The 23,704-nt window shown below is 70.7% G+C and carries 22 protein-coding genes and 1 pseudogene; 6 read left to right on the top strand and 17 right to left on the bottom strand.

Translation table 11 applies throughout. The annotated features are described in order from the left end of the window. Positions 1-2,090: 2,090 nt before the first annotated feature. The 4 genes from RNC47_RS29090 to RNC47_RS29075 all read right to left on the bottom strand — a co-directional run bounded on the left by RNC47_RS29090 (position 2,091) and on the right by RNC47_RS29075 (position 4,824). The gene (locus RNC47_RS29090; RefSeq protein ID WP_311602958.1) at positions 2,091-2,249 is read right to left on the bottom strand and encodes a DUF6760 family protein; all 159 of its coding nucleotides are present in this window, start codon (positions 2,247-2,249) and stop codon (positions 2,091-2,093) included. After that, the gene (locus RNC47_RS29085) at positions 2,246-2,734 is read right to left on the bottom strand and encodes a hypothetical protein (protein ID WP_311602957.1); all 489 of its coding nucleotides are present in this window, start codon (positions 2,732-2,734) and stop codon (positions 2,246-2,248) included. Before RNC47_RS29085 ends, RNC47_RS29090 begins: the two co-directional genes overlap by 4 nt. Then, positions 2,734-3,177 (bottom strand): phage tail protein, encoded by a 444-nt coding sequence (locus RNC47_RS29080; protein WP_311602956.1) that lies wholly within the window; start codon positions 3,175-3,177, stop codon positions 2,734-2,736. Before RNC47_RS29080 ends, RNC47_RS29085 begins: the two co-directional genes overlap by 1 nt. A gap of 66 nt (positions 3,178-3,243) precedes the next feature. Continuing rightward, positions 3,244-4,824: a phage tail sheath family protein gene (locus tag RNC47_RS29075; RefSeq protein ID WP_311602955.1), complete on the bottom strand. Its 1,581-nt coding sequence runs from the start codon at positions 4,822-4,824 to the stop codon at positions 3,244-3,246. Between the two features lie 407 nt (positions 4,825-5,231). Between RNC47_RS29075 and RNC47_RS29070 the strand changes: the two genes are divergently transcribed. The 3 genes from RNC47_RS29070 (at position 5,232) to RNC47_RS29060 (ending at position 10,110) form a co-directional block, all read left to right on the top strand. Continuing rightward, positions 5,232-6,101 (top strand): hypothetical protein, encoded by an 870-nt coding sequence (locus tag RNC47_RS29070; protein WP_311602954.1) that lies wholly within the window; start codon positions 5,232-5,234, stop codon positions 6,099-6,101. 184 nt (positions 6,102-6,285) lie between these two features. Continuing rightward, complete coding sequence (locus tag RNC47_RS29065; RefSeq protein ID WP_311602953.1) at positions 6,286-8,505, top strand: eCIS core domain-containing protein; 2,220 nt, start codon at positions 6,286-6,288, stop codon at positions 8,503-8,505. A gap of 162 nt (positions 8,506-8,667) precedes the next feature. Beyond that, positions 8,668-10,110, top strand: a complete 1,443-nt coding sequence (locus RNC47_RS29060; RefSeq protein WP_311602952.1) for an RICIN domain-containing protein — start codon at positions 8,668-8,670, stop codon at positions 10,108-10,110. Between the two features lie 24 nt (positions 10,111-10,134). On the opposite strand, the gene RNC47_RS29055 is transcribed toward RNC47_RS29060, so the two are convergent. From RNC47_RS29055 to RNC47_RS29030, 6 genes are all read right to left on the bottom strand, one after another. After that, positions 10,135-12,180, bottom strand: coding sequence for an AAA family ATPase (locus tag RNC47_RS29055; RefSeq protein WP_394814905.1), 2,046 nt, complete (start codon positions 12,178-12,180; stop codon positions 10,135-10,137). Then, positions 12,177-12,833: a DUF4255 domain-containing protein gene (locus RNC47_RS29050; RefSeq protein WP_311602950.1), complete on the bottom strand. Its 657-nt coding sequence runs from the start codon at positions 12,831-12,833 to the stop codon at positions 12,177-12,179. Before RNC47_RS29050 ends, RNC47_RS29055 begins: the two co-directional genes overlap by 4 nt. Before the next feature lie 31 nt (positions 12,834-12,864). Beyond that, positions 12,865-13,473 (bottom strand): helix-turn-helix transcriptional regulator, encoded by a 609-nt coding sequence (locus RNC47_RS29045; RefSeq protein WP_394814904.1) that lies wholly within the window; start codon positions 13,471-13,473, stop codon positions 12,865-12,867. A 279-nt stretch (positions 13,474-13,752) separates the two neighbouring features. After that, on the bottom strand, positions 13,753-14,442 hold the full coding sequence (locus RNC47_RS29040; RefSeq protein WP_311602948.1) for a response regulator transcription factor: 690 nt from the start codon (positions 14,440-14,442) through the stop codon (positions 13,753-13,755). Then, positions 14,439-15,569 carry a sensor histidine kinase gene (locus RNC47_RS29035; protein WP_311602945.1) on the bottom strand — a complete coding sequence of 377 codons (1,131 nt, stop codon included), beginning with the start codon at positions 15,567-15,569 and terminating at the stop codon, positions 14,439-14,441. The genes RNC47_RS29040 and RNC47_RS29035 overlap by 4 nt, the downstream gene beginning before the upstream one ends. 149 nt (positions 15,570-15,718) lie before the next feature. Then, a complete protein-coding gene (locus tag RNC47_RS29030; protein WP_311602943.1) occupies positions 15,719-15,856 on the bottom strand; it encodes a hypothetical protein in 138 nt (45 codons plus the stop codon). Positions 15,857-16,108: 252 nt separating this feature from the next. Here RNC47_RS29030 and RNC47_RS29025 point away from each other — a divergent pair, with 252 nt between their 5' ends. After that, positions 16,109-17,017 carry a helix-turn-helix domain-containing protein gene (locus RNC47_RS29025; protein ID WP_311602941.1) on the top strand — a complete coding sequence of 303 codons (909 nt, stop codon included), beginning with the start codon at positions 16,109-16,111 and terminating at the stop codon, positions 17,015-17,017. Positions 17,018-17,123: 106 nt separating this feature from the next. Here the strand turns inward: RNC47_RS29025 and RNC47_RS29020 are convergent, their stop codons facing one another. The 4 genes and pseudogenes from RNC47_RS29020 to RNC47_RS29005 all read right to left on the bottom strand — a co-directional run bounded on the left by RNC47_RS29020 (position 17,124) and on the right by RNC47_RS29005 (position 20,650). Then, on the bottom strand, positions 17,124-17,852 hold the full coding sequence (locus RNC47_RS29020; RefSeq protein ID WP_311602940.1) for an NAD-dependent epimerase/dehydratase family protein: 729 nt from the start codon (positions 17,850-17,852) through the stop codon (positions 17,124-17,126). Further along, a pseudogene (locus RNC47_RS29015) lies at positions 17,836-18,159 on the bottom strand (NAD-dependent epimerase/dehydratase family protein); the annotation flags it as partial. The pseudogene RNC47_RS29015 and the gene RNC47_RS29020, both read right to left, overlap by 17 nt. A gap of 476 nt (positions 18,160-18,635) precedes the next feature. Beyond that, positions 18,636-19,388: an SDR family NAD(P)-dependent oxidoreductase gene (locus RNC47_RS29010; RefSeq protein WP_311602959.1), complete on the bottom strand. Its 753-nt coding sequence runs from the start codon at positions 19,386-19,388 to the stop codon at positions 18,636-18,638. 251 nt (positions 19,389-19,639) lie between these two features. Continuing rightward, a complete protein-coding gene (locus tag RNC47_RS29005) occupies positions 19,640-20,650 on the bottom strand; it encodes an AraC family transcriptional regulator (protein WP_311602939.1) in 1,011 nt (336 codons plus the stop codon). 77 nt (positions 20,651-20,727) lie between these two features. On the opposite strand from RNC47_RS29005, the gene RNC47_RS29000 reads away from it, so the two are divergent. After that, positions 20,728-21,120, top strand: a complete 393-nt coding sequence (locus tag RNC47_RS29000) for an ester cyclase (protein WP_311602938.1) — start codon at positions 20,728-20,730, stop codon at positions 21,118-21,120. Positions 21,121-21,428: 308 nt separating this feature from the next. On the opposite strand, the gene RNC47_RS28995 is transcribed toward RNC47_RS29000, so the two are convergent. Then, entirely contained in the window at positions 21,429-22,637 is a 1,209-nt protein-coding gene (locus tag RNC47_RS28995; protein ID WP_311602937.1) for an oxygenase MpaB family protein, read from the bottom strand. A 117-nt stretch (positions 22,638-22,754) separates the two neighbouring features. Next, positions 22,755-22,898 carry a hypothetical protein gene (locus RNC47_RS28990; RefSeq protein WP_311602935.1) on the bottom strand — a complete coding sequence of 48 codons (144 nt, stop codon included), beginning with the start codon at positions 22,896-22,898 and terminating at the stop codon, positions 22,755-22,757. 72 nt (positions 22,899-22,970) lie between these two features. Here RNC47_RS28990 and RNC47_RS28985 point away from each other — a divergent pair, with 72 nt between their 5' ends. Further along, complete coding sequence (locus RNC47_RS28985; protein ID WP_311602934.1) at positions 22,971-23,153, top strand: hypothetical protein; 183 nt, start codon at positions 22,971-22,973, stop codon at positions 23,151-23,153. On the opposite strand, the gene RNC47_RS28980 is transcribed toward RNC47_RS28985, so the two are convergent. Continuing rightward, positions 23,150-23,455, bottom strand: a complete 306-nt coding sequence (locus RNC47_RS28980) for a hypothetical protein (RefSeq protein ID WP_311602961.1) — start codon at positions 23,453-23,455, stop codon at positions 23,150-23,152. The genes RNC47_RS28985 and RNC47_RS28980 overlap by 4 nt on opposite strands. Positions 23,456-23,704 lie beyond the last annotated feature (249 nt).

Raw genomic sequence — 23,704 nt, 5'->3', positions numbered from 1 at the left:
GTGACCGGGGCCGAACGTGCCGCATCCGGTCCCCGGGGGGCCACCGGGTCCCGGCGCGCGGCCGGCACGGCGAGGGGCGCGGTGTCGGTGGGTGGGGTCGTGACGGGAGCCCCGAGACCGGACGGGACGGCGCGGTCGGTGCGCCGCTGTACCGGCACGGCGGGAGACACCCCCGTGACCGGACGGCTCACCGGCCCGGAAGACCAACTCGCCGAAGGCCGTGTCGCGATGGGTGGGTTCGACATCGTGGGCCCGGGCGTGGCGGGTGTGGGTGCGGTCCGAGCGGGACTGGTCGGAACAGGTGCCTGCGGTGCGGCACTGGTTGATGGACGGTCAACGGCGACCGGGGTGACCGGGGCCGAACGTGCCGCATCCGGTCCCCGGGTGGCCACCGGGTCCCGGCGCGCGGCCGGCACGGCGAGGGGCGCGGTGTCGGTGGGTGGGGTCGTGACGGGAGCCCCGAGACCGGACGGGATGGCACGGTCGGTACGCCGCTGTACCGGCGCGGCGGGAGACACACCCGTGACCGGACGGCTCACCGGCCCGGAAGACCGACTCGCCGACGGCCGTGTCGAGACCCGGGGCTCCGACGCCTCCTTCGTGGCAGGAGCGGTCGGCGAAGGCGCCGCACCGCGTGGTGCGGGAGGTGCCGATGACGTGGGCATGGACGACGGAGTCACGACCGACGCCGCGGCACTCGGCGATGCCGGACGGGCCGAAGTGGGGCCCGTCGGAGTCGGGTGGGCGTCGCGTGGCGTCGCGGGGGGTGGGAGAGTGATCGGGGAGGACAAGGCTGCGCTTCGTCGTACGGGGTGTGTGGTGTCCGGTGTTCGCTGGACTGGCGCGGTGGGGGCCGGCACGGGTCCACTCAGCGGAGCACCCAGTCCGAGCCTGCCGGGCGAGGTCGGGGTCGGGGCGCTTGGCCGCGCCGGGGCGGTGCCGGCGGCACCGGCGTCCGGCGCGGGGCCAGGGGCAGGGCGGTGGTCAGCTGGCGGCGTACGCCTCGCGCCGGCGTCGGCCGCCGCGCGCCGCACGGGGGTGCCGTGAGCTGGCGTGCGGCCATCACTCGTCGAGGGGGAGCCGAGGGAAGGCGCGGGCGATGGGCGAACCGACGGCGGGACCGGCCCGCCGTCCGTCGTGCCGCCGGTCGCCCGCCGGGGCGACGTGGCCGCCGCGCGCTGGATCGCGGCGCGACCGCCGGGCGGAGCCCCGCCCACGTCGGTGGTCGCCGGCTGGTTCGTTCGGGTCGGGGTCTGGGTCCTTTCCGTTCGTCGTTGTATGGCGGCGGTGGCCGGGGCGGGTGGTTGGTGGCGTGTGTGGGATGGCGCGTCGCCCGTGGTCGCCGCCGGCTTGGCCGGGCCGGCCACGTCCGGAGCCGCCGTCGTCCCCCGCACCGGCGGGGCACCGTCGTCCACCGGACCCGGCACGCTGCCGTTGCCGTTGCCGTTGCCCGCGTCGCCGCCGCCGTCGCCGTCGCCGCTCGGACGAACGGGCCCGCCGGCTACTCCTCCTCCCGGCGCACCGGGCCCCTCGTCCCCTGGCTTCGGGCTCGGCCGGAACGCCGGGAGCACGCGGCGCTGCACCGGCGGCGCGGCGTCCGCCGCCGCCCTCGTGAGGGAGGGAGGCTGCGGCACGCGCGGGGCCACGGGCGTCGCCCGCGGCCCCGACACACGGGACGGCCCGGTCAGCGGCATGGCGACCCGGGAAGGGGCCGGCTCGGGTTCCTTCGGCGCCGGCACCACCACGGGCAGCGTGAACAAGGGCTGCTCAAGCCCCGGGACAGGTCTGCCGTACGCCGGGGGCCGGAGCTGGCTCGCCAGGCTCATCGTCCGGCCGTCGAGGACGGCGTGGGACGTCGTTCCCGCGAACGACGGGTTCTGGAATGTCGCCATCCGCCCGGTGAAGCTCGCGTCCGCGATGACTCGTCCCGCGCCCAGCGCCCGCTGGATCGGCGGCAGTCCCGCCCACGCGACCGGTGCCGCCGCGGCTTCCGCGCCGGCACGGGCAGGTGCTTCCGCACCGGCACCGGCTTCCGCGCCGCCGCCCTGCCGTCGGCCGCCGCCCCTGAACCTGTCCAGGAACCCCACGTGTCACCCCTCTGTCCCGGCGCGCGTCACCAGGGACGCGATCTGCTCCACGTAGCGGCGGCGGTCGTGATGTTCCAGGTCCAGGATCTCGTCCAGGTCCCAGTGGAAGTGGTAGGCGACGTACGCGATCTCCTCGTGCAGTCGGTCAGTCGCGTACGTCACGATTCCCCCAGGCGGCCCCCGCCGAGATCCACCTCGAACGGCTCCGAGCAGTGGGGGCAGGCCACCGACGCGCGGGTGTGCCCCTCGGCGTTGATCTGGCGGTAGAAGTCCTGGAGGAACGCCAGGTCGGAGGCGAACATGCCCTCGACGATGCCGTCGTGCACGACCGGCACCGTGCCGAGGCGGGTGATGACCCGGCCCAGCAGCACCACCGACAGGAGCGCCGGGTTCTCCTGCACGCGCAGGTCCCGCAGCGGCACCAGCTCGTCGCGCGCCGTCGCCAGCCGCATCACGCCGTCCTGGTGGACCGTGCCCTGCGCGTCCACGTAGCCGCGCGGCAGCTGGAAGGGGAACTCCGTCTGTAGCCGCGCCGGCGTGCCGCCGGCCGTGGCGTCGGGGGAGGGAGCGGCCGGCGGCTCCGGTGCGAGGTCGGGGCCGGTCGCGGTCGCACCCCCACCGGACGCCTTGGCGATCGTGCGCCTCATCACTCGATGACCAGCTCTTCGAAGACGATGGTCACGGTCTCGGACACGATGGCCGCTTCACCCGCCTTCAGCGTGCTGCTCGCGATCTTGCTGCACCACGCCCTGCGCAGGTGGTAGTACTTCACGGGGTTCCGCTCGTAGTCCAGCATCACGATCGACGCGTTCTTGCGCGCGACGGACATCTGGCCGGCGAGCGACTGGTTGATCCACTGCGTGAAGGCTTCCGACTCGGTCATGCCGCGCACGACGGTGCACGTCCCGCTCTTCTGCGTGCCCGGCAGGATGCTGATCGTCGGCTGGCCGCTGGCCGAGTTCTGCGGGCTCTGGATGGTGTCCTGCTCCATGTCCAGGGCGCTCACCTCCTGCAGGTACTCGACCTGGACGCCGTCGATCTGCAGGGCGAACGCGTGTGATGTAAGGCTGTCGGCTTCCTGGAGACTCATCTCTTCCCTGATTCCTGGCTAGTTGGGCTCACGACTCGTGCGGTGGACCTCGGATGAGGGGCGGAGCTACTCCTCCAGCTCCGCACTGCCGCTGGAGAACTGGGCGAGCCGGAAGATCACGAACTCCGCGGGCTTCACGGGTGAGACGCCGATCTCGCAGATGACGCGGCCGAGGTCGACGGACTCCGGCGGGTTGGACTCCTCGTCGCACTTGACGTAGTACGCCTGCTCCGGCTGGGATCCGAACAGGGCCCCGCTGCGCCACTCGTTGACCAGGAACGCCGAGATGTTGCGACGGATCCGGGCCCACAGGTTGTGGTCGTTGGGCTCGAAGACGACCCACTGCGTGCCCAGCAGGATCGACTCTTCCAGGTAGTTGAAGTACCGGCGGACGTTGAGGTAGCGCCAGGCCGGGTCGGAGGAGAGGGTGCGGGCGCCCCAGACGCGTATGCCACGACCCGGGAAGGCGCGGATGCAGTTGACGCCGATCGGGTTGAGCAGGTCCTGTTCACCGCGGGTGATCTGGAGCTCCAGGTCGACCGCGCCGCGCACCACCTCGTTGGCGGGCGCCTTGTGCACGCCGCGCTCCGCGTCGTTGCGGGCCCAGACGCCGGCCATGTGGCCGCTCGGCGGCACCGTGCGGGCCTGTCCGGTGGCCGGGTCGAAGGTCTTGATCCACGGGTAGTACAGGGCGGCGTACTTGGAGTCGTAGCCCGCGGTCTCCTGGCGCCAGACCCGGATCTGACGGGCGTTCATGCCGGGCGGCGGGTCGATGATGGCGACCCGGTCGCCCATCAGCTCACAGTGCGCGATCAGACCGAGCTGGACCGCCTTGACGGCCTCCAGGTCGATCGCGCCGCTCTGGTAGGCGGCCATCAGGTCGGGCACGGCCACCATGGAGACCTCGTCCACGGCCTCCAGGCCGCCGAAGCCGGTCCGGTCGGCGGAGTCGCCGAGGTACTGGGCGGGTCCCGGCTGCTGCGCCTCGACGTCCCCGCTGGGCGCCGCGGGCGCCGAAGCCGGGAGCGCGACGGTCTGGTTGCTGGGGCGGGCGAGCTGCCCGGCCGGCGCGGCCTCGGCGACCTCGATGAGCTGGGAGCGTTCCTTGACCTGGGTGACGACGTAGTTGCGGTTGCCCTTCTTCGCCGTCACGTCGAAACTCTCGACGGTCTTGCCGCCGTCCTTGACGATCAGCTTGAACCGCTCGGCGGGTCCGTCGCCCTCGGGGTCGGCCACCTCGACGCTCAGGTCGCCGGGCCCCGTGGCCGTGACCGTGAAGGTGCCGAGCTGCTTCGGCTCGCTCGGCGGCAGCGGGGCCGGGCTGGTCGCGCCGGAGCCGGTGACGGCGGCGGGCGCCGCGCCGTTCGCGGCGGCACCCTCGGTCGAGCCGCCGACCCGCACGACGTAGGCCGCCGTGCCGCCGTTGTTGAAGAAGCCGTAGACGGAGTGCGCGAGGTAGTACCCATCGGTGAAGTCACCGAAGGCCGCGACGTACTGCGTCCAGTTGGTCACCAGCGTCGGCTCGTTCAGCGGGCCGATCGGTGCGAGCCCGACGAAGGCCGCCACCGACGTGCCCACTCCCTCGATCGGGCGTGCGCCGCTGGCCACCTCCTCGACGTAGACGCCGGGCGACAGGTACGAGGGCATGCTTCTCCTCGTTCTTCCTTGGAGAGGGACGGAACCGTTCCACCTTCGCTCCCGCTTTCGGCGGTTGAAACGTCCGCCGGTCTCTGACGGGGGGCACTGCCCGTGCCTCCCGGGGAAGTCGGCTTGCCCCGCGGGGCTGGACGCGACAGCGGACGACCGTGACGGGGCACGCGTGTGGGGCGCGGTCCGGCGGGGCGTCAGAGAAGGGTGCGCGTGGGCATGGAGCGCACCGTGCGGCGCCGAACCGCCCGCACGCGCCCGCTGTCTGCCCCTGAGGCCCTGGCGTCGGTCGGCCGCGCGGAGTAGACACGGGACGTAGTTCCGTGGCAGTCGATCTCGGATCTCTCCGCACCCCCGCACATCCATCAACGAGGCTGTACCACGGCCCAGGCACACGAAGGGCGTCTATGCACGCGCGAGAGGATCAGCACGGTGGACCAGCGGCCACGTCGACCAAGCCGGTGCGCCCGTCGACGAAGGCGCCGCCGGCGCTTGGCGGTTCCAGCCTCGCATCCCCGGTTGCCGCACTGCCCGTGCAACTGGCGGACTTGCAGAGGCTTGCCGGCAACCAGGCCGTCGCTCGTGCGGTGGCGGATGACCGTCGCCTGTCGAGGCCAGGTACTTCCGGTGCGCACGCCGCAGCCTCGGTGCAGCGCATGCCACTTGGTTTCGGCAGGTCCCGGTCACGGTATGTCAGTCAAAGGATTCCGGGGCTTCATGGACGTTCGTTCCTTTCCAGGGAAGAGCATGCTGAAGGTGCCGGCATGTGGAACTATCGCAGCGTTGACATGATCGGCATCATGGATGCCGCCACAGGTGCCGTGACATACGAAAGGGCTCCCTGGGCCAGCAACCCCGTCTATGTCACGAATAACCATGGAAACGCAGAGGCGCTGCAGTTCCATCGGGACAATGCGGAGGAATCGCCGGAAGTCCATCAGGACGCACAGGTTCTGGCCAGCGAACTGGGACGTCGCAACAGCTTCAATGAGATTCGGTCCCAACCTGGAGGATGCGTTGTTCTGGGTGCCTGCTTGGCCGGAAGCGTCGACGGTGGCATAGCCCAGAAGGCGGCTGATGAGCTCGGCATGAGCGTCTGGGCCGCCAACACAGAAGTGTCTTTCTATCCCAATGAAAATGCTCCGCTTGTGCTGTGGAAGCATGATCCGGATCACGATGTCAGGTGGATCAAGTTCAGACCACAATCCAGGAGGCGACGCAGGTTCGGCGTGGGGTCGAGTGGTTCCCGTTCGAATTATTACCGCGGCGAGGTGTGACCTTCCCGACCACCGCCCCCCCTTCGCGGGGTCTTCGGGCCAGCGTCGACGCGCCTGGCGTGTGGGCGCACCGTGCGGCGCCGTAATGGCCCGCATGCGCCGGTGTCTGCCCTCGAGACCCTGGCTTCGGTCGACCGCGCGAACTAGACACGGGGTCGGTAGGAAGTCCAGGTGAAGGGACGTCATGACGCTCCGACAACAACATCAGGGTGAGCAGCAGGCAGGCCGTTCCGGCCGGCCCCGGCAACGGCAACGGCAGCCCGCCGCCGCGCCAGCGGCCAAGGAGGCGACGGGCGCCACCGACCTGATGGCGCTTCAGGGCTCTGTGGGCAACGCGGCGGTGGCGGCGATGATCCAGCGGTCACGGTCCGCACAGGGCGGCGACGACCGGGAGGAGCACCACCACGGGCCCGGCGGTGGGCAGGAGGGGACAGCGACCCGCCCCGTGCAGCGCCTGACGGTGCACGATGTCCTGCGCCGCCCCGGCCGATCGATCGAACCGGGTCTGCGACAGGAGATGGAACAGCGCTTCGGTGGGGAGAGCTTCAGCCCGGTGCAGCTGCACACCGGAGCGGAGGCGGACCGCTCGGCGGCCGAGCTGGGCGCCGTGGCCTATACCTCGGGCCCGCACATCGTCCTCAGCAGAAAGGCGGTGGGCGACAAGCAGGTGCTCGCCCACGAGCTGGAGCACTACCGACAGCAGCGTCGGGGTCCGGTCACGGGCACCGACCACGGCGATGGTGTGTCCGTCTCCGAGGTGGATGACAGCTTCGAGCGGTCCGCCGACGCGGTCGCCGACCGCGTCATGCGCGCCCCACTCCCACCGACCGACCAGGGGCTGTCAGCACCCGACGGCATCCCCGGCGTCCAGAGGGACGTCCAACGCACCGCCGATCACCAGGCGGTGACTTCCCACGGCCACCACGTCCACCACGTCCAGCGGTACGACGACACCGATCCCACCCCGGCGAGGACCCGCTTCGACAGAGAGTCAGGGGACCAGCTGCCGGCCTTCGCCGAGAACAGCATGGAGGTCTCCGTCTGGCTCGACCAGGACGGAAACTTCCAGGCCGATCTCGAACGGACCGCCGCGGTGCGGGGGCCGGTCACCCTGAGCTGGTCCGACGACGAGACGATAGCCATGAACGCGGCCGGCAATGCGAAGGAGTTCTACGCCGTTCCGAACGTCGTGACCGCGGCGAACCAGTCACTGGCGAAGGCGGGCAGCTACATCCGACTGGGCCAGGGCGGCCACTCGCTGACCAACTCCCATGGGGAACGGCTCACGGTGGTCCGGCCCCGGATCGCGACTGATCTCGACGACGTCGTCCTCCAGAGGTTCATGCACCTGGCCCAGCACGAGTGCGTGGAGGTCGCTCAGCGGCTGGTCGGTGGCACCTTGGGCCACGCGGTCTTCCGGGGTGAGGGCGGCTCGAGCGTCACGGCGGAAATCGGCCCCAGAGGTGCCACCGGGCTGCCGCGCCTCGCCGCCGCGCTGGCTTCGGACCGGCCGCCGGCCACTCCGCGGGAGGCGGCATGGGGTGCTCAGGGCCCCGATCCGGCGACGGCTCCCGGCGAACAGTACGGCACACTCCAGGGCCAGCGGCGGCTCCGGCACTACGAGCGCGGCATCGGCATCAACGAGAACGCCGTGGCCCGGGTCGGCGAGGCACTGACCACGCACACCATCGCCGCCGAGCCGCGCCCGGGTGTCCCCGCGAACTTCGACTTCGCCCGCGACAGGGAGCCCACCGGCCGGATCTGGGTCTACCACTACGCCACGGTGGTGGCCGAGAGCAGCGATCGCCGCGATCAGATCACCCTGGAGAACTACAACCGCAACTCGCTGATGGAGGAGGTGCTGCGCGCGGCGGCCCAGGAGACCGGCCGTGCCTACGCGGAGGCCTACCCGGGACGAAGGATGCCCCGGGCGCACGCGGATCGGGTGGCCCGAGAGCTGCTGGAGCGGGAGACCAGGTCCGCGCTGGGCGGCATGTGGTACTTCTCGATGTACGCACAGCAAGGCAGGCGTGGCTTCCACAACAAGAACCGTGGCACCGCGCTCAACGCCATGACCGTCGTCACCACCAGCGTCCCTCGCCTGTACTTCGAGGAGCGCTCGAATGTCCTGCAGGGCCACAGCGTCGCCGCGCTTGAGCGGGCCGCGGCGGGATGGCGGCGCTCCCGCGCGCCGATAGTGGTCGAAGGGCACTCCCGCGGTTCGAGATTTCCGGTGAGGGGCCTGGCGGGCCGGCGGGCCGAGACCGTGAGGAACGAGTTGATCGCCCTCGGCATCGCACCCGAACGCATCCAGGTCAGGGAGCGCGAGCAGAGCGACGGCGCGTTCGCGTCGGTCTACCCGGCGCGTCTCCCGGAGGAGTACGTGCCAGGCAACCGCGGCTGACCCGCGGCTGGCCCACCGGCCCTGACATCGCCCATCGCCAGGCGCGATACGAGCGGGTCTCAGGGCCGCCGCCCCGCAGGGCAACGATTCCGGCCCTGCGGCGGCCGGGCGGTGCACGGAAGGCTCCTGATCCGGTGCCGCCGCCCGGCCTAGCGTCGGTGTGTGAGCCTGTGGACTTCCCTCGAACCCGCCTCCGCCACCGTGGAGGCCGGGGACAGCACGCGCGTGCGGCTGCGTGTACGCAACACCGGTGACGTCGTCGACGAGTACCGCTTCGAGCCCGTCGGAGAGGTGGCGCCCTGGACCCGGGTGGAGCCGCAGACGCTGCGGCTCTACCCGGGGACGACGGGGACCGTGGAGCTGACGTTCGCGCCGCCCCGGTCGCCGGACGCGACGGCGGGGCCGAACCCGTACGCGGTGCGGATCACGCCCACCGAGCACCCGGACGCCGTCACCGTCCCCGAGGGCAACCTGACCATCCTGCCGTTCACGGAGGTACGGGCCGAGCTGGTGCCGGTCACCGTGCGGGGCCGCTTCCGGGGCAGGCCACGGCTCGCCGTCGACAACCTGGGGAACACCCCACTCACCGCCTCCATCAGCGGCAGCGACAACGGCGACCAGCTCAGCTACGAGATCCACCCGGCCAACGTGCAGATCCAGCCGGGGCGGGCCGCCTTCGTCAAGGCACGGTTGTCGCCGGAGCAGGTCACCTGGGTCGGGCCCAGCGAGGAGCGGCCGTACACCCTGGCGGTGCAGCGCTCGGGCACCGAACCGCTGCCCGTGGACGGCACCTACCACCAGCTCGGTGTGGTGCCCCGCTGGCTCGCCACCGTCTTCGGCATCCTGCTGACCCTCGCCATCATGTTCCTGGTGCTGTGGTTCGCCTACCGGCCGAGGGTCACCAGCGCCGCCACGGCGAGTCCGGCGGCGGCCGGCGACGTCCTGCCGCCCGCCCCCACGCCGGAGGTGACCGAGGCGCCGCCCGAGCCCACCGAGGAGCCGGAGGAGGAGAAGCCGGCGGAGGAAGAGGAGCCGGCGCCGGAGCCAGAGCCGGAGCCGGAGGGCGAGGGGGGTGGCGGAGGCGCCCCACCACTCGAGGAGCCGGACTCCACCGTGCCCGCCAGGGACGTCATGCTGCGCAACGTGTACAGCGAGCGGTGCGCCGACGTACCGGGACGGGGCCGGGGTGAGATCGGTGCCGTCGTGCAGCAGGCCACGTGCACCGTCGAGGGCGACAACCAGCTGTGGCACCTGGAGGTGATGTACCCCGAGGGCGGGCCGGAGAGCCGGCCGCTCTTCCAGATCGTCAACGCGACGGACGGTCTGTGCATGGACCTGCCGGGCTCCGGTGGGACGCCCAGCCGGACGCGGATCACGGAGCACGACTGCGACGGCACGACGGACGACAACCAGCTGTGGTGGCTCGAGGAGCGGGGCGAGGACCGCTTCTGGATACGCAACTTCGCCAGCAACGGCCTGTGCCTGGACGTGAACGGCCTGACGCGCGAGCCGGAGGCCCCACTCGCCATCTTCACCTGTCTCGAGGATGACGACCAGGAGTGGGAGATCCTCAGGCCGCTCGAGGACGAGGGAGGCGACGAGTGAGGCCCGGGCGGGCGGCCCGGGGCGTTACCAGGCGTCGGTGAACTCGCCCGGCACCAGGCGGCCCGCCTTGCGGTACTCACGGCGGGCCCCTTCCAGCAGGTCGCGCTCGGTGACCGTCCCGCCCCGCCCGGCGGCCAGGTAGGCGGCGGTGACCACCGCGCTGCGGATGGCGCCGCCCGCCAGCTCGAACCCGGTGGCGAGTTCCTTCAGGTCGGCGTCCTCGGCGCCCGGCACGCGGGCCAGGCAGTGCTGCCACAGCGCCAGCCGCTGCTCCGCGTCGGGGAAGGGGAAGTCGACCACCAGGTCCAGCCGGCGGGTGAACGCCTCGTCGATATTGGCCCGCAGGTTCGTCGTCATCAGGGCGATGCCGTCGAAGGACTCGAGACGCTGGAGCAGGTAGGCGCTCTCCATGTTGGCGTAGCGGTCGTGGGAGTCCTTCACCTCGGAGCGTTTGCCGAAGACCGCGTCGGCCTCGTCGAACAGCAGCACGGCGTCGGTGCGATCGGCCTCGGTGAAGACGCGTTCGAGGTTCTTCTGGGTCTCGCCGACGTACTTGTCCACCACCGACGACAACTGCAGGACGTACAGGTCGAGGCCGAGTTCGGCCGCCACCACCTCCGCGGCGAGGGTCTTGCCGGTGCCGGACTCGCCCGCGAACAGCCCGAGTACGCCCCGGCCCCGGCCGCCGCCCGCGCTCAGCCGCCACTCGCCCAGCACCCGGTCGCGGTGCCGGGCACGCAGCGCCAGCTCGCGCAGCTGAGACAGCGGCCCGGCAGGCAGGACCAGGTCGCTCCAGTCGACGGCGGGCCGAATCTGGCGGGCGTGTTGTTCGAGCCCGGAGGCGGACTGCTGCCGGGCCGCGCGCCGCAGGTGGGCGGCGGTGAGTGGGGTGCCGTCGAGATCGGCCAGCGCACGGGCGGCCCGCGCCGCACGGACGACACCCTCGCCGCCCAAGTGGTACGGAGCGACGGTCGCCGCCAGGTCGAACCCCGGCTCGTCCCCGACCGCGAGACCGAGCGCGGCCGCCCAGGCCGCCGCGTCCCCCGCGCCGCGCCGGGGCGCCTCCAGCACCAGCGGGTCCCGCCCGCACCAGCGGGGATCGTACGGGCGCTGGTCGGTGAGCAGCACGGAGACGTCCTGCTGTGCGGTCAGCTCTCGTAGCAGTGTGGCCGGTTCGTCCGGCAGTCCTGACACGGTGATGGGGCGTCCCGACAGCCGGGCCTCGCGCAGCAGGGCGGGCACCTCCTCGGGCGGGCCGTCGTAGACCAGGGTTCCGCCGCCCAGCGCGGCGGTGGCGCAGGCCAGCCCGTCGCCCTCGCGGTGCTCGCGCAGGTAGACGACGGCCGGGCCGCGAGCCAGGCGGGCGGACAGCCTGGTGGCGAGACCGTCGTCGGTGTACGCGGCGGCCGGCTCCGGGGTGGGGCGCAGGTGGGCGGCGAGCGCCGCGTCCGGGGTGTCGTCGCCGAGCAGGTGCGCCACGACGCGGTCGGGCACGCGCAGCGAGCGGCTGAGGAAGGGGCGTTCGGGCTCCTCGACGTCGAGCAGGCCGAGCGCGGCGAGCGGTGCGGCCGGGTGGAATCGGGCGCGGGCCGCCGCCAGGTGCGCGGGCAGCCCGCACACGTCGAGCGCGAGCCCGATCGTGGCCCGGCGGCGGCTGACGTCGTCGTTGAGGTAGCCGTAGAGCGGCTCGAAGGTGCGGTCGAGGTCCGGGGCGACGGCGATGAGCAGTACGGCGATGTCGGCCTCGGTGAGACCGAACCGTTGGGTGAGCATGCCAAGACGGTCGCCGGTCGCGTCGGGAGGGGCGGACCAGTCGGGCCCGGGCGCGGCGCCGTGGGCGGCGGCGGGGGCGCTGTGCAGCAGGTGCCGTACGGCGTCCTCGGACAGGTAGAGACCGCGCATCGGGTCGCCGGCCGTCGGGTCGTTGGCGGAACGGTCCTCGACCAGCCACGCGACCCGGTCCCACAGCCGGGCCAGCCGGACGAGGAGCGCGGCGGCCGGGTCGGCGTCGCCTCGGTCGTCCGGGGCGGGGCCGCCGTCCTCCGGTGGCGTCACGGCCTCCGTGGTCACCTGTTCGCTCCCCGGGACTGCCGCGCCCTCGCCACCTGGTGGGGCCGGTGCGCGCGCTCGTCGGGGGCCGCCTCGGGCTCGTCCATGCGGTAGGCGCGGACCACCGCGCCCTCGGTGACCGGCGGGCCGGCGTCGTACTCGGGGTAGCCGGGGAAGGGGACGACGATCACCAGGTCGATGGACGGCTTGAGTTCGCCGCCGAGGGCGGACCAGATCTCGGCGAGGGATCGGGACTCCGTGTGGACGCCGGCGACCGTCATCTGCACCGACAGGCCTGTCGTGCCGAGCGCGCCGGGGAGTTCGGACGGGGGCAGCAGTTCGCGGGGCAACAGCGTGGCCAGCACGGCGGACAGCAGCCGGTGTTCGTCCTCTGTCTGCCTCGTCCACGCCGTGACCAGGTACGACAGCCGGAACCAGCGCGGCGGTGGGCGGTGCTTCACGACCAGGTTGCGGTCGTCGCGGACCGCCGCGTGCCCCCGTTGGCGGCGCTTCACGTCCTCCCTCAGGTCGTACAGGTACGCGTTGATCGCGGGCGCGTTGCGCCGGGCCGCCCAGTCGCGGGTGGGCGCGTCGAACGAGACCTCGATGCCGGAGCCGGTAAGCGCCCCGCCGCCGAGCAGCCCCTTGAGGACCTCGTCCACCTCGTGAATCACCGTCAGGCTTCCGTTTCTGTCGTCGGGTCGGTCAGATGTAGCCCTCGCGGAGGGCGTACGCCACCGCGTGCGCCCGGTTCCTCAGGTGCAGCCGCGTGGACAGTTCGTGCAGAATGTTCTTGATCGTGCGGTCCGAGTAGGACAGCTTGGCGGCGATCTCGCTGGTGCCGAGGCCGTCGGCGACCAGCCGCAGCACGTCCACCTCGCGCGGCGAGAGGCCCGAGGTGGGCGCACCCGCCCGGGCGGCCGCCATGCCGTGCAGGACGTTGACCTGGTCGATCAGCCGGCCGAGCAGGTCGGCGGGCAGTTCACCATCGCCGCGCGCCGCCGCCATCACCGCCCGCGCCAGGCGGTCCTCGGTGGCCTCGTGGCGCCAGACGATGGCGCCGATGCCGCAGCCGAGCACGTCGAGGAGCTTGGCATCGCGCAACGAGCCCACCACGAGCACGGCGCGGGTTCGCCCACCGTTGATGAGCCGGCGCAGCCGGGTGACGGCGGCGTCGTCGAGGACATCGCTGATGAGGAGGGCCACCGTGCCGGGTTCGGTCTCGGATTCCTCACGGAGCTCGATCTCGGGGCGCCGGCGCAGCTGGCCGCGCGCGCCCTCCCGGGAGATCGGGTCCGGTGCGTGAACGGTCACCCGAATCCGTCCTTCGGGCCGCCCGCGCTGCCCCTGCCGTCCGGGGACAGGGCGGCCCGTCACGGCCGTGTGCACGTCGGTCCCCGGAAACGAGCTACGCATCCATTCCCCCAAGTCCGCATCTTCGGGCACCGTCAAGGAGTTCTCCGACCGGTGCTTCCCAGGACGTTAGACGGGTGACGGATGGCCTGGCGTCCCCCCACGAAGGGCATCTCGCCTGCCCCTGTGGGGTGAACTGACAGTCCCCCCTGGGAGGGAGGTCACCCGCCCTGCCGACTGCTACGACGCCGCGGCTGAACCCGTGCCCGCTTCTCCGGGCGTGACGAGGCCCGTCTCGTACGCGACGACGACCGCCTGGGCGCGGCTGGCCAGGCCGAGCTTGCCCATGAGGCGCTTGACGTGTGTCTTGACGGTCGACTCGCTCAGCACGAGCTGCCGGGCGATCTCGCCGTTGCTGAGGCCTTTGCCGATCAGGCGCAGCACCTCGGTCTCGCGGTTGGTGAGGGTGTCGGGACGGTGTGCGCGGGCGATGGACCGGTGGTGCCGCGCGTAGGTCTCGACCAGGTCGCGCGTGATGTCGGGGGCGATGAGCATGTCGCCCGCGGCGACGGTGTGCACGGCGGCGACGATCCGGTCGGGCGGCGTGTCCTTGAGAAGGAAGCCGGCGGCGCCCTGCCCGAGCGCGGTGTAGACGTACTCGGGCAGGTCGAAGGTGGTGAGCATCAGCACGCGAGGCGCGTCGTCCCCGGCGGCGGAGAGAATCTGGCGGGTGGCGGTGACGCCGTCGAGGACGGGCATCCTGATGTCCATCGTGATCACGTCAGGGCGCAGTTCCGCGGCCAGCTCCACCGCCTGGACGCCGTCGGCCGCCTCGCCCACGACCTCCAGGCCCGGGGCGGCGTTCAGCAGGGTCGCCAGCGCCGCCCGCAGCAGTGCCTGGTCGTCGGCGACGAGGACGCGGGTGGTCACGCCGCCTCGCCGATGGGCAGGGAGAGCGTGACCTCGAACCCGCCATCGGCGCCGGGGCCCGCGAGCAGCAGGCCGCCGTGGCGCGCCGCGCGTTCCCGCATGCCGCGCAACCCGTGGGAGACGGCCGGGAACTCGGCGGCGCCAGGACCGGTACCCGTGTCACTGATCATCAAGGACAGCATTTCTTCTCCGTAGTCCAGGTGTATCCTCGCCGCCGCCAGGCCGGCGTGCTTGACCACATTGGTCAGGGCCTCCTGCGCGACGCGGTACGCGCACAGGTCGAGGCCGGGCGGCAGAGCGCGCGGGCGTCCGGTCACCGCGACCTCCACGGGAACGCCCGCGCCACGCACCCGGTCCGCAAGATCGTGCAGCGACGCGAGCCCCGGCCCGGGCGCGCCGTCCCCGGCGGCGCGGGCGGCGGCCTCCGCTCCCGCCTCCGCTGAGCGCAGTAGCTGAAGCATGCGCCGCATCTCGACCAACGCCTCGCGGCTGGAGTTCCCCGCGGCCGCGATGGCGGTGCGCGCGGTCGCCGGATCACGGTCCAGCACCTGCTCGGCGACGCCCGCGTACGCCGAGACGACCGCCATGTGATGGCCCACGACGTCGTGCAGCTCGCGGGCGATGCCCTGCTCGACCTCCCGCGCCGCCTCGCCCGCGAGCCGTTCCGCACGCTCGGCCCAGTGCTTCGCGCACTCCCCCAGCAACCACCCTCCGGCCAGCACCACCAAGGGCGCCTGCACGGCCCGGGACCACGGCACCTCGTCCGTGGCGGCCGTGAAGAACGTGACCGCGCTGACGGCGGCCGACGCCAACCACAGGGCCAGGGCCACCGGGCGGGGCCGCATCATGGCCACGGTGAACATCGCGATGACGATCCCGACGCCGCCGTTGGGGTGTTTGCCGTAGCCCAGCAGGCTGTAGAGGAGCAGGCCGAGCAGGATCACCACGGCGGTCAGGACCGGGGCCCGCCGCCGCAGGGCGAGCGGCGCGACCGTCAACGCCCCGACCACCATGGCCCACGTCTGCTCACCGTTGTCGACGGTCTGGGCCACCGTGACGAGGGCCAGAACGGTCATCACAACCGCGAACAGCAGGTCCATGACGTTCTGTCTGAGGCTGGAAAGCACGAGCCAACGGTAGGTCAGGCGGGGCAGCCGACCTGCCCCTGAAGGGGGACCTGTCAATCCCCCCACAGGGGCAGGCGAGATGCCCTCCGTGGGGGACGCCAGGCCATGCACGGACGGCCCGAAGGATGGATTCCGGCCCCTGTCGTGGGTCAGCGCGGCGGGCCGCTCCCCTGCGACGACGTGTCGGCGGACGTGGCCGTCGCGCAGCGCCGGCAGTTGCTCGCCCCGACCCCCAGCAGCAGCTCGACCCGGAGCGCCGCGGGGTCCCGCTCGTACGCGGCGAGCATCCACGGCCCCTCGCCCGCCAGACCGTCCGGGAACTGCGGCCGCTGGCCGAGGAGTCGCGGGTGTCGCTCGCGCTGACCTGTCCATCGTCGCCTCGATCGCGCAGGCACACACCGCGGCCGCGCACGAACGACTGCGATGTGCCAGCCGGGAACAACGTTTCGCACGCCGGCGCCTGCGAACCACGTTCCCCGCGACACTGGTAGTGGCAGGGAGTACGCAGGTTCGGCCGCCCCGTGCCTACCGTGGGTGGCATGAACCCCGAACCGAACATGCTCGGTGAGTACCTCCGGGCTCGCCGCGAGCTGGTCACTCCCGAGCAGGTCGGGATTCCCGTGACCGGAACCCGCCGCGTCCCGGGACTGCGCCGCGAAGAAGTCGCGATGCTGGCCGGGATCAGCGCGGAGTACTACCTGCGCCTGGAACAGGGCCGCGACCGCAACCCATCGGCCCAGGTGCTGGAGGCGATCGCGCGTGTCCTCGGGATGGAGGACGACTCGTACCTGCTCAGCCTCGCCGCGGCCCGACCGCGCCGGAAGCGACGGAGATCTCGGCGGGAGACCATTCCGGCGAGCACCGCACGGCTCGTCGCGGAACTGCCGTTCCCCGCGTTCATCGAGGGCCGCTGCCTGGATGTGCTCGTGGCCAACCCACTCGCCGCGGCGATCTCGCCACGGCTCAGGGCCGGAGGGAACCGACTCCGCGACGTCTTCCTCGACCCCGCGGAACAAGCTCTCTTCGCGGACTGGAAAGGCGCCGCGGCCGGACTGCTCGCCGGGTTCCGCCACTCGGTCGGAGGTGAGACCGACGATCCGCGGGTCATCGAACTCGTCGGCGAACTCACCCTGGTCAGCCCGGAGTTCCGCCGCCTGTGGGCTCGCCACGACGTCGGTCCCCGCGCGGGGGCGACCGTCACGTTCCACCACCCACAGGTCGGGCCCCTCCAGCTCGACCGCGAGAAACTCGCCGTCAGCGGCACCGAGGGCGCGATGCTCGTCGTCTACCACCCCGCACCACAGACGGACAGCGGTGAGAAGCTTGCCCTCCTCGCCTCCATGACAGCGACGACGGCGACCACGGACAGCGACCCCCCTGCGTCCATCAGGACCCAACGCGCTGGGCGTCGCGGGCACCGATCCACCCGGCATGGACGAGGTCGGTGAGCTGGCGGGCGGTCTCGAAGCCGATGCCCTTGCCGGCGCCAGTGAGAAGCACGATGGTCATCATGCTTCTCTTGAAATATCGGTACCTGGGGGTGCGTTGTGGGGGTTAGTCGGCCAGACCGCGGTTGACCATGCTGCGGCCGGCAGCGACGATCGCTTCGCGGGCGGGCCTGGGGGTGATGCCGAGGACGGTGCGGGACTTGTCGACGGAGACCCGCTTGACGTAGCCGAGGTCGGCTGCGACGGACTTGAATTCGTCCCGGAACAGCGCGGTCAGCCGCACGACGAAGTTCGGGATCGATCGGGTCGGGACCTTCGTGGCCTTCTCGCCGAGCTCTTGCTTGAGGATCGCGCCGATCTCCTTCATCGCGATCGCCGGCTCGCCGGTGCCGATGAGGAAACGCTCACCGGCCGCACCGGGGGCTGTCATGGCCGCGATGTGCGCCGCGGCGACATCACGGACATCCACGATCGGGACGAACATGTTCGGGTAGCCCGGCATCCGCCCATTGAGGCTGTGCTGAACGATGTGGTTCGCGCCGGAGACATCCTCGCCCATGACGGGGCCCATGACGGCGACGGGCAGGATCGTCGTCAACTCCAGCTTGTTCCCTTGCTGCGCGATGAAGTCCCAAGCGGCTTTTTCAGCGAGGATCTTGCTGCGCCCGTACACGTCGACCCCCGGGCCGTTCAGCGGCGACCAGTCCTCCTCGGTGAAGACATGATCGATGTGCCCGTGACCGAACCCGACGGCGTGGAACGCCGAAGTCAGCACCACACGCCGCACGCCGGCGTCGCGCGCAGCGCGCAGCACGCAGCACGCGCAGCGCACCATCTCGCGCGGGAGCGATGACCTCATCTTCGTCCCTGACCTTCCCGGCGTGAATCGGGGAAGCAAGGTGGATGACGTAATCCACTCCGGTGACCGCCTCCGCCCACCCGGCGTCCTTCATCAGGTCTGCCGCGACGAAGGACAGCGCCTGGTCGCGGGTGACCCCGGCATCCCGCAGCACAGATCGGACAGCGTCCTCCTTACGCAGGGAACGAAGAGTGGACCGCACCGTGTGCCCCTGATCCAACAGCTGTTTGATGACGTGCCCGGCGATGAAACCGGACCCGCCGGTGACCAGAACGTGCGACATGAGAACCTCTTTCCGCAACGTGAACCTCGAGCGCCGACACGACTCTCGCCACCCCGCGGGCAGCTACCCAGACCCCTGCTGACACTGGTAGTGGCAGGGCATACCCCGCGGGACGACATGACCGAAGAGCCGAGCACCCGGGGCAGACACCTCGGAGCCAGGCGTGAGCTTGTCACCCCCGACCAGGTCGGCATCCCCGTCCTCGGCGTCCGGCGGACTGTTAAACGGACGGCTCTGTCTCCCTTTCGGTGATCACAGAGGGTAGCGCCGAGAATGGCTGGTCAACTCGTTCCGGTCCCCCCAGACGCAGCGGAAGTCGCCGTAGGTCACCACCGGAAGTGAGACAGAGCCATTTGTTTGACAGACCGGACGGGGCGCCAGGGGTGGGTTCCGTGATCTCGGGTGCGGCGGCGGATGCGGGCCTCCGTGCGTGGCTCAGGCGATGGCGGGCAGCAGGTCGTCGAGCTGACGGAGGGTCAGATCTGGTTCGCGCCACCGTCGACGTAGAAGTTCGCGCCGGTGATGTAGCTGCTCTGTTGCGAGGCCAGGAAGGCCACGACTGCGGCGGCCTCCTCGGGCGTGCCCATGCGGCCGCGGGGCACGGTTGCGGCGACATGTTCCTTGATGGCCTGGAAGGCCTCCTCGTCACCGAAGGTGGTGGTGATCCCGGGAGTCTCGATCCATGCCGGAGAGACCACGTTGACCCGGATGTCGCGGCCTTTGAGTTCGACGGACCACGTCCGTGCGAAGGACCGGACGGCCGCCTTCGACGCCGCGTACGCGCCGAACGCCTCCATTCCGCGGTCAGCGGCCGTCGAACCGACCAGGACGATCGACGCTCCCTCTTTGAGCAGCGGCAACGCCTTCTGTACGGTGAACAGCGTGCCTCGGGTATTGACCGCGAAAGTCTGGTCGAAATGATCCTCGGTGGTTTGTTCCAGCGTCACGAACGAGCCGATCGCCGCGTTCGCCACGAGCACGTCCAAGCCCTGGCCTCGTGCCCGAACGGTGTCGTAGAGCCGGTCCAGCTCCTCCGCCTTTCCGACGTCGCTGACGACTGCGGTGGTCCGGTCAGTTCCGATGATGTCGACGGCGGCCTCCAGTTGGTCCTGGCGTCGCCCGGTGATGAACACGTACGCACCCTCGTCCGCCAGTCGTAAGGCGGTGGCCAGACCGATACCGGTGCCGCCTCCGGTGACGACGGCCGTCTTGCCTTCCAGCTGCCCCATGGGGATCTCCGTAACTGAGCCTTTTCCAACCTGGCCGTCAGTTCCGCTGACCATGTCCGGCGGAGCGTCCGGGCCGATCACTCTCTCGATGCCGTTGCGTTCGACATCAATACTGAGCGAGAGTAAGAACATCTTCCATAATGAAGAGTCCGCAGTACTTTACGTATCGTCCAGGGGGTGTCGTGGGTGCTCGGCTTCCTGGCTCCCGTGGCTGACGCAATCGGCCTGCTCCGGCCCCGGGGGCCCTGCCTTCATGCGCTTACCGCAGCTTCTGGATGAAAGCCCGAGGCGGCGCTTGCAGCACGCCGTGCACCGTGGCGGAACTCCCGGGGCGAGACGCCTACGACACGGCGAAACGCCGTACTGAACGCGCTCTCCGACTCATATCCGGTCGCGAAGGCCAGTTCGGAGATGGAACGCGTGTCACGGCGAAGCGCGTCACGGGCGAGGCTCATCCTCCACTGGATCAGATATTCCAGGGGCGCGACGCCTACTTCTTTCTTGAACTTGGCTGCGAAAGCGGATCGAGAAAGATGGCTGATGGCCGCGAGCTCACGAAGGGTCCAGCGATGGGCGACGTCGGCATGCATGGCGCGCAGCGCCGCGCCGATTCCGTCATCGCTGAGTGCTCCCAGCCATCCGGTGGGCTGGTCGGTTTGCGCGACGTGTGCCCTGAGCACCTGAACGAACATGATCTGTGCGAGATGGTCCAGGACCAGGGACCGTCCTACGGCTCTGCTCTCGACCTCGATCCCCAACAGTTCGGTTATGTAGGCGACGTGGCGAATCAGGGGATTCGTCGCCGGCAAGTGCACAAGCGAGGGAAGGATCTCCAGCAGAAGTGGAGCATTGGCCTCGTCGAACCATAGAGACGCCATGCACACGTAGTTGGTCTCGTCGGCCTCGGCGCCAATCCGTGCGACGCCTTGCGAGGCACTCTCAAACAATTCTCGGCCGGGTTGGGGCATCGCGGTCAGCGAACTGGCGAGAGTGTGGGGCCCGGGAGACTTCAGGAGGTAGAAATCGCCCTCCTTCAGGTACAGAGGCTCACGTCCTTCCACTACCAGCCAGCACGCGCCGCGAACCGCGCACCCGATCTTGACGAAGTCGAAGGCGTCGAACCGCACCGCCCAAGGCGCTGCGGCATGAAGGCCGGGGTGGGCCTCGGTCCGAGGTCGCAAGAGGCCGATCGTGTCGGCCACGGGATCGGAGGGCGCTACGGTCGGCGCGCTGGACGATCGGTGAAGAATTCTGGACGACATGTTATGGATCGTAACATCGGGCTGGGTGAAGCTGGGTGTGACCAGCAAGGTGCTGGATCACCACCAAGCGAGGAACCATGTCAGAGACTGACCTGCGCGCCTTCTACACGCGCTACATCGAGACCCTCAATGCTCACGACTTCGCCAGCATTCGTGAGTTCCTCAGTGACGACCTCACATACTTCGGCGATGCCGTTACGGCTGATCTGATCGTCTCGGCGCTCACCGATCTTGGGAACACGGTTCCGGACCTGCACTGGGAGATTCAGGAGCTTTCCGTGAATGGCGACCACCTGGCCGCACGCCTGCTGAATACCGGCACGCCCGCCAAGGAGTGGCTGGGTGTGGCGCCCTCCGGCGCCTCATTCGAAATCGTTGAGTTCGCCGTCTACCACATCCGTGACGGCCGGTTCGTGCACATGACGAACGTCCACGACGCGGAGGCCTTGCGCCGTCAGCTGGCCGCATGAGACACGACCGCACATGAAGAAAATGGCGGTCCAACTCCGTAGCAACAGCCGTTGTCAGTGGCGGAGTGGATGAACGAGCCCGATCACCGGCCGGCAGCCGCGGCGTCGGTCGGTGCCGGCGGCGAGCTTGTTGTCTGTCGCCCGCCGCGGCACCAGCCTGGGCACCCGGTCGCGCTCCTCCTCCCGGCATGGGCCGTCAGCAGGGAAGCCGACGTTGTTGACGAGGCTCGTCAGGGTGAGATCGCGGGCCGCGACCTCACCGTCGAGTGCCTGTCCGGCTCCGGGCCCGCTGAGTGAACGGCCTAGCGTCACGGGGCCGCGACATGCTCCTGATAGGCGGTGCTGCCTTCGGTGAGCGCGGTGAGCAACCCGTGTACGGCGAGGATGCCGTCCTCCACCGCCTGCTGCACGGCTCCGGGAACCTGCGCCTGGTAATGACGCGCCTTCGCCTCCCCCGCCGCGAGCAGCGGCAGCATCGCCGTGAGAGGTGAGTCCGGGATGCCCAGCGCGGCAGCGTCCTTGCCGTGATAACGACCGGCCAGAGCATTCAGAAGGTCCCGCCAGTCTGACGCGGCCATCGGCGACTCCGGTACCACCGCGAGGGCCGCCGTCGCGGCGTCGAACAGGGCCCCGACCAGAGCGCGGCTGTTCTCGTCCGGCGGAGCCGTGATCGAGTCCAGCAGGTCGAGCAGCTCACCGGCGCGCGCATGGTCCTCGATGTCGAGGAAGAACTGCTCGTCGAGGCCCAGCAGATGGCCCACGTACCACCAGTAGCGGTACATGCGGGACTGCTCCTCGGGAGTGAGCCTGTAGCCGACACCCTCCAGGAAAGTGAACGGCACCACGGTGAAGTCGAGCCAGGTGCGCGCGACATCGGCCTGGTTGATCGGCACCCCCCACCGATCGGCGTCCCAGCCGTGCGACATGGCCGAGGCGCGCACGCGTGCGTGCAGTAGCCGGACCTGAACGGTCTGCACGTAGCCGGGCGCACCGTGCCGTAGGCCGCCGGGAAGGATCGTGGAAGCGTTCCACAGCCCGGTCTCGGCGAGCCTGCGCGAAGCCGCAGAGGTCAATCGGCCCGTGCCCACGAGCAGTCGCGCGATGGCCGGGGAACTGTAGGTGTGCGCCAGGGAGCCACCGGAGAAGGCCAGGTTGCGCCAGTGCGGTGGCACGGCGAGCGAGGTCCGGTCCCCTTCGTCCAACAACTTCGACGCGACCCAGTGAGGCACGGTCTCGACGTGGACAAGCAACGCGTCGACAGCCGGCGGAGCATCCGGCACACTCGCCCGGCCTTCGATGAGGCCGCGCTGGAGCGCGCTACGGGCGGACCGACCGAGCTCATCGAACTCGACGATCACGGCGTCAGCGAGCGGGTCCCCCACCTGCCGCATGTGCGACATGACGTCGGCACGATCGCCGTTCCTGCCTCGGGCTGGGGTCATGCGTTCAGGAACCAGTGCATCAGTGTTCGAAGGGGTCACGATGCCATTGAAGCTACCTTCCAGACGTGTAGCCACGGCCTGTCAATCCCCCCTAGCCGCGGGGCCACCGGCCATTGCGGGCCTCACGGCCACTGGTCGGGGCTGGGGTTCGGCCACGCCGAGTCCGATCGGTCAGCTCGCCATGCGCGGCACTCACAGACTGGCCGTTCCGATCCCGTGGCCAGCCCATTCATCGCCGTGCAGGATGCCGTGCTCGTAGCGCAGGGCGTCGGCGCCGGAGATCCCCGCCTTGGTCGCCCCGCCGGTGCCGAAGTCCGAGATCCCGGTCGAGACCACGGCGGTGTCGCGTCGAGCAACGGGACCCGCACGCTCGCGGCCTGGCGGCGCGCCGGGTAGATGGCGGTGGCCATGCCGGTGCCGTACAGCCACTGCCCGTCGACGCGTGAGCGGGGCGTGGCGCTGCGGGCCGACCAGCCGAATCGGGCGACCAGCTGGGCATCGACACGCAGGTTCGGCGAGTTCGAGAAGTTCCTGGTCACGATGGACAAGACCGTGCCCGTCGGGCTGGACGTTTCTGGCGCATCACACTAGCGAATGCCGCCCCAGGCGTGACGCTCGTCGGGGGCGGGATCGTCGACCACACGAATCTTCTCCCCCATCAGAGCCGTGGTGCGGCGGGTTATGTCATAGGGCTCCCAGCCGGGCGTGCCCTTCCGTGCGAAGGACACCCATGCCTCGTGTGCTGTGGCGGCTGTCGTCGGCGAGGGATGGTCTCCGATGAGGGCCCGTACGCTGTCGTGGTTCTCCGTCCGGAAGACAAACGGCACCTCCGTCGCGTGGCATGAGCCAAAGCCGTGGTTGTCGGCGGGCTCCAGATGGTCGAAGCGGTACACCCAGGTGGGCCCGGCATCCCGGCGATGCGGGCTTCGGCGTACTGGAGGGCCGGAAGAGCGTAGGACCAGTCGGTGCCGATCGCCGCGAGCAGGTCCCCGGGGGTCGCGCCCCGGCGCGGGCGGCGTCCAGCGGATGGACCGGCAGGACGGTACCGTCGACCACCGGCGCGAACGGCAGCCCCCTCAGGCCCAGGCTTCCCCACGTGGGCGAACAACCCGGCGGCGGACGGCATCGCCAGCAGGGTGGCC

The organism is Streptomyces millisiae (genome assembly GCF_031845425.1).
In the GTDB taxonomy this organism is placed as follows: Bacteria; Actinomycetota; Actinomycetes; order Streptomycetales; family Streptomycetaceae; genus Streptomyces; species Streptomyces millisiae.
This window is presented reverse-complemented; position numbering and strand designations above follow the sequence as displayed.

Coding starts and splice junctions, on each gene's coding strand:
- RNC47_RS29080 (WP_311602956.1), bottom strand. CDS start 3,177: ATGAGTCTCCAGGAAGCCGACAGCCTTACATCACACGCGTTCGCCCTG.
- RNC47_RS29025 (WP_311602941.1), top strand. CDS start 16,109: ATGAACCCCGAACCGAACATGCTCGGTGAGTACCTCCGGGCTCGCCGC.
- RNC47_RS29000 (WP_311602938.1), top strand. CDS start 20,728: ATGTCAGAGACTGACCTGCGCGCCTTCTACACGCGCTACATCGAGACC.
- RNC47_RS28985 (WP_311602934.1), top strand. CDS start 22,971: ATGCCGGTGCCGTACAGCCACTGCCCGTCGACGCGTGAGCGGGGCGTG.
- RNC47_RS29070 (WP_311602954.1), top strand. CDS start 5,232: ATGCACGCGCGAGAGGATCAGCACGGTGGACCAGCGGCCACGTCGACC.
- RNC47_RS29075 (WP_311602955.1), bottom strand. CDS start 4,824: ATGCCCTCGTACCTGTCGCCCGGCGTCTACGTCGAGGAGGTGGCCAGC.
- RNC47_RS29020 (WP_311602940.1), bottom strand. CDS start 17,852: ATGGTGCGCTGCGCGTGCTGCGTGCTGCGCGCTGCGCGCGACGCCGGC.
- RNC47_RS29085 (WP_311602957.1), bottom strand. CDS start 2,734: ATGAGGCGCACGATCGCCAAGGCGTCCGGTGGGGGTGCGACCGCGACC.
- RNC47_RS29065 (WP_311602953.1), top strand. CDS start 6,286: ATGACGCTCCGACAACAACATCAGGGTGAGCAGCAGGCAGGCCGTTCC.
- RNC47_RS29005 (WP_311602939.1), bottom strand. CDS start 20,650: ATGTCGTCCAGAATTCTTCACCGATCGTCCAGCGCGCCGACCGTAGCG.
- RNC47_RS29010 (WP_311602959.1), bottom strand. CDS start 19,388: ATGGGGCAGCTGGAAGGCAAGACGGCCGTCGTCACCGGAGGCGGCACC.
- RNC47_RS29030 (WP_311602943.1), bottom strand. CDS start 15,856: ATGCTCGCCGCGTACGAGCGGGACCCCGCGGCGCTCCGGGTCGAGCTG.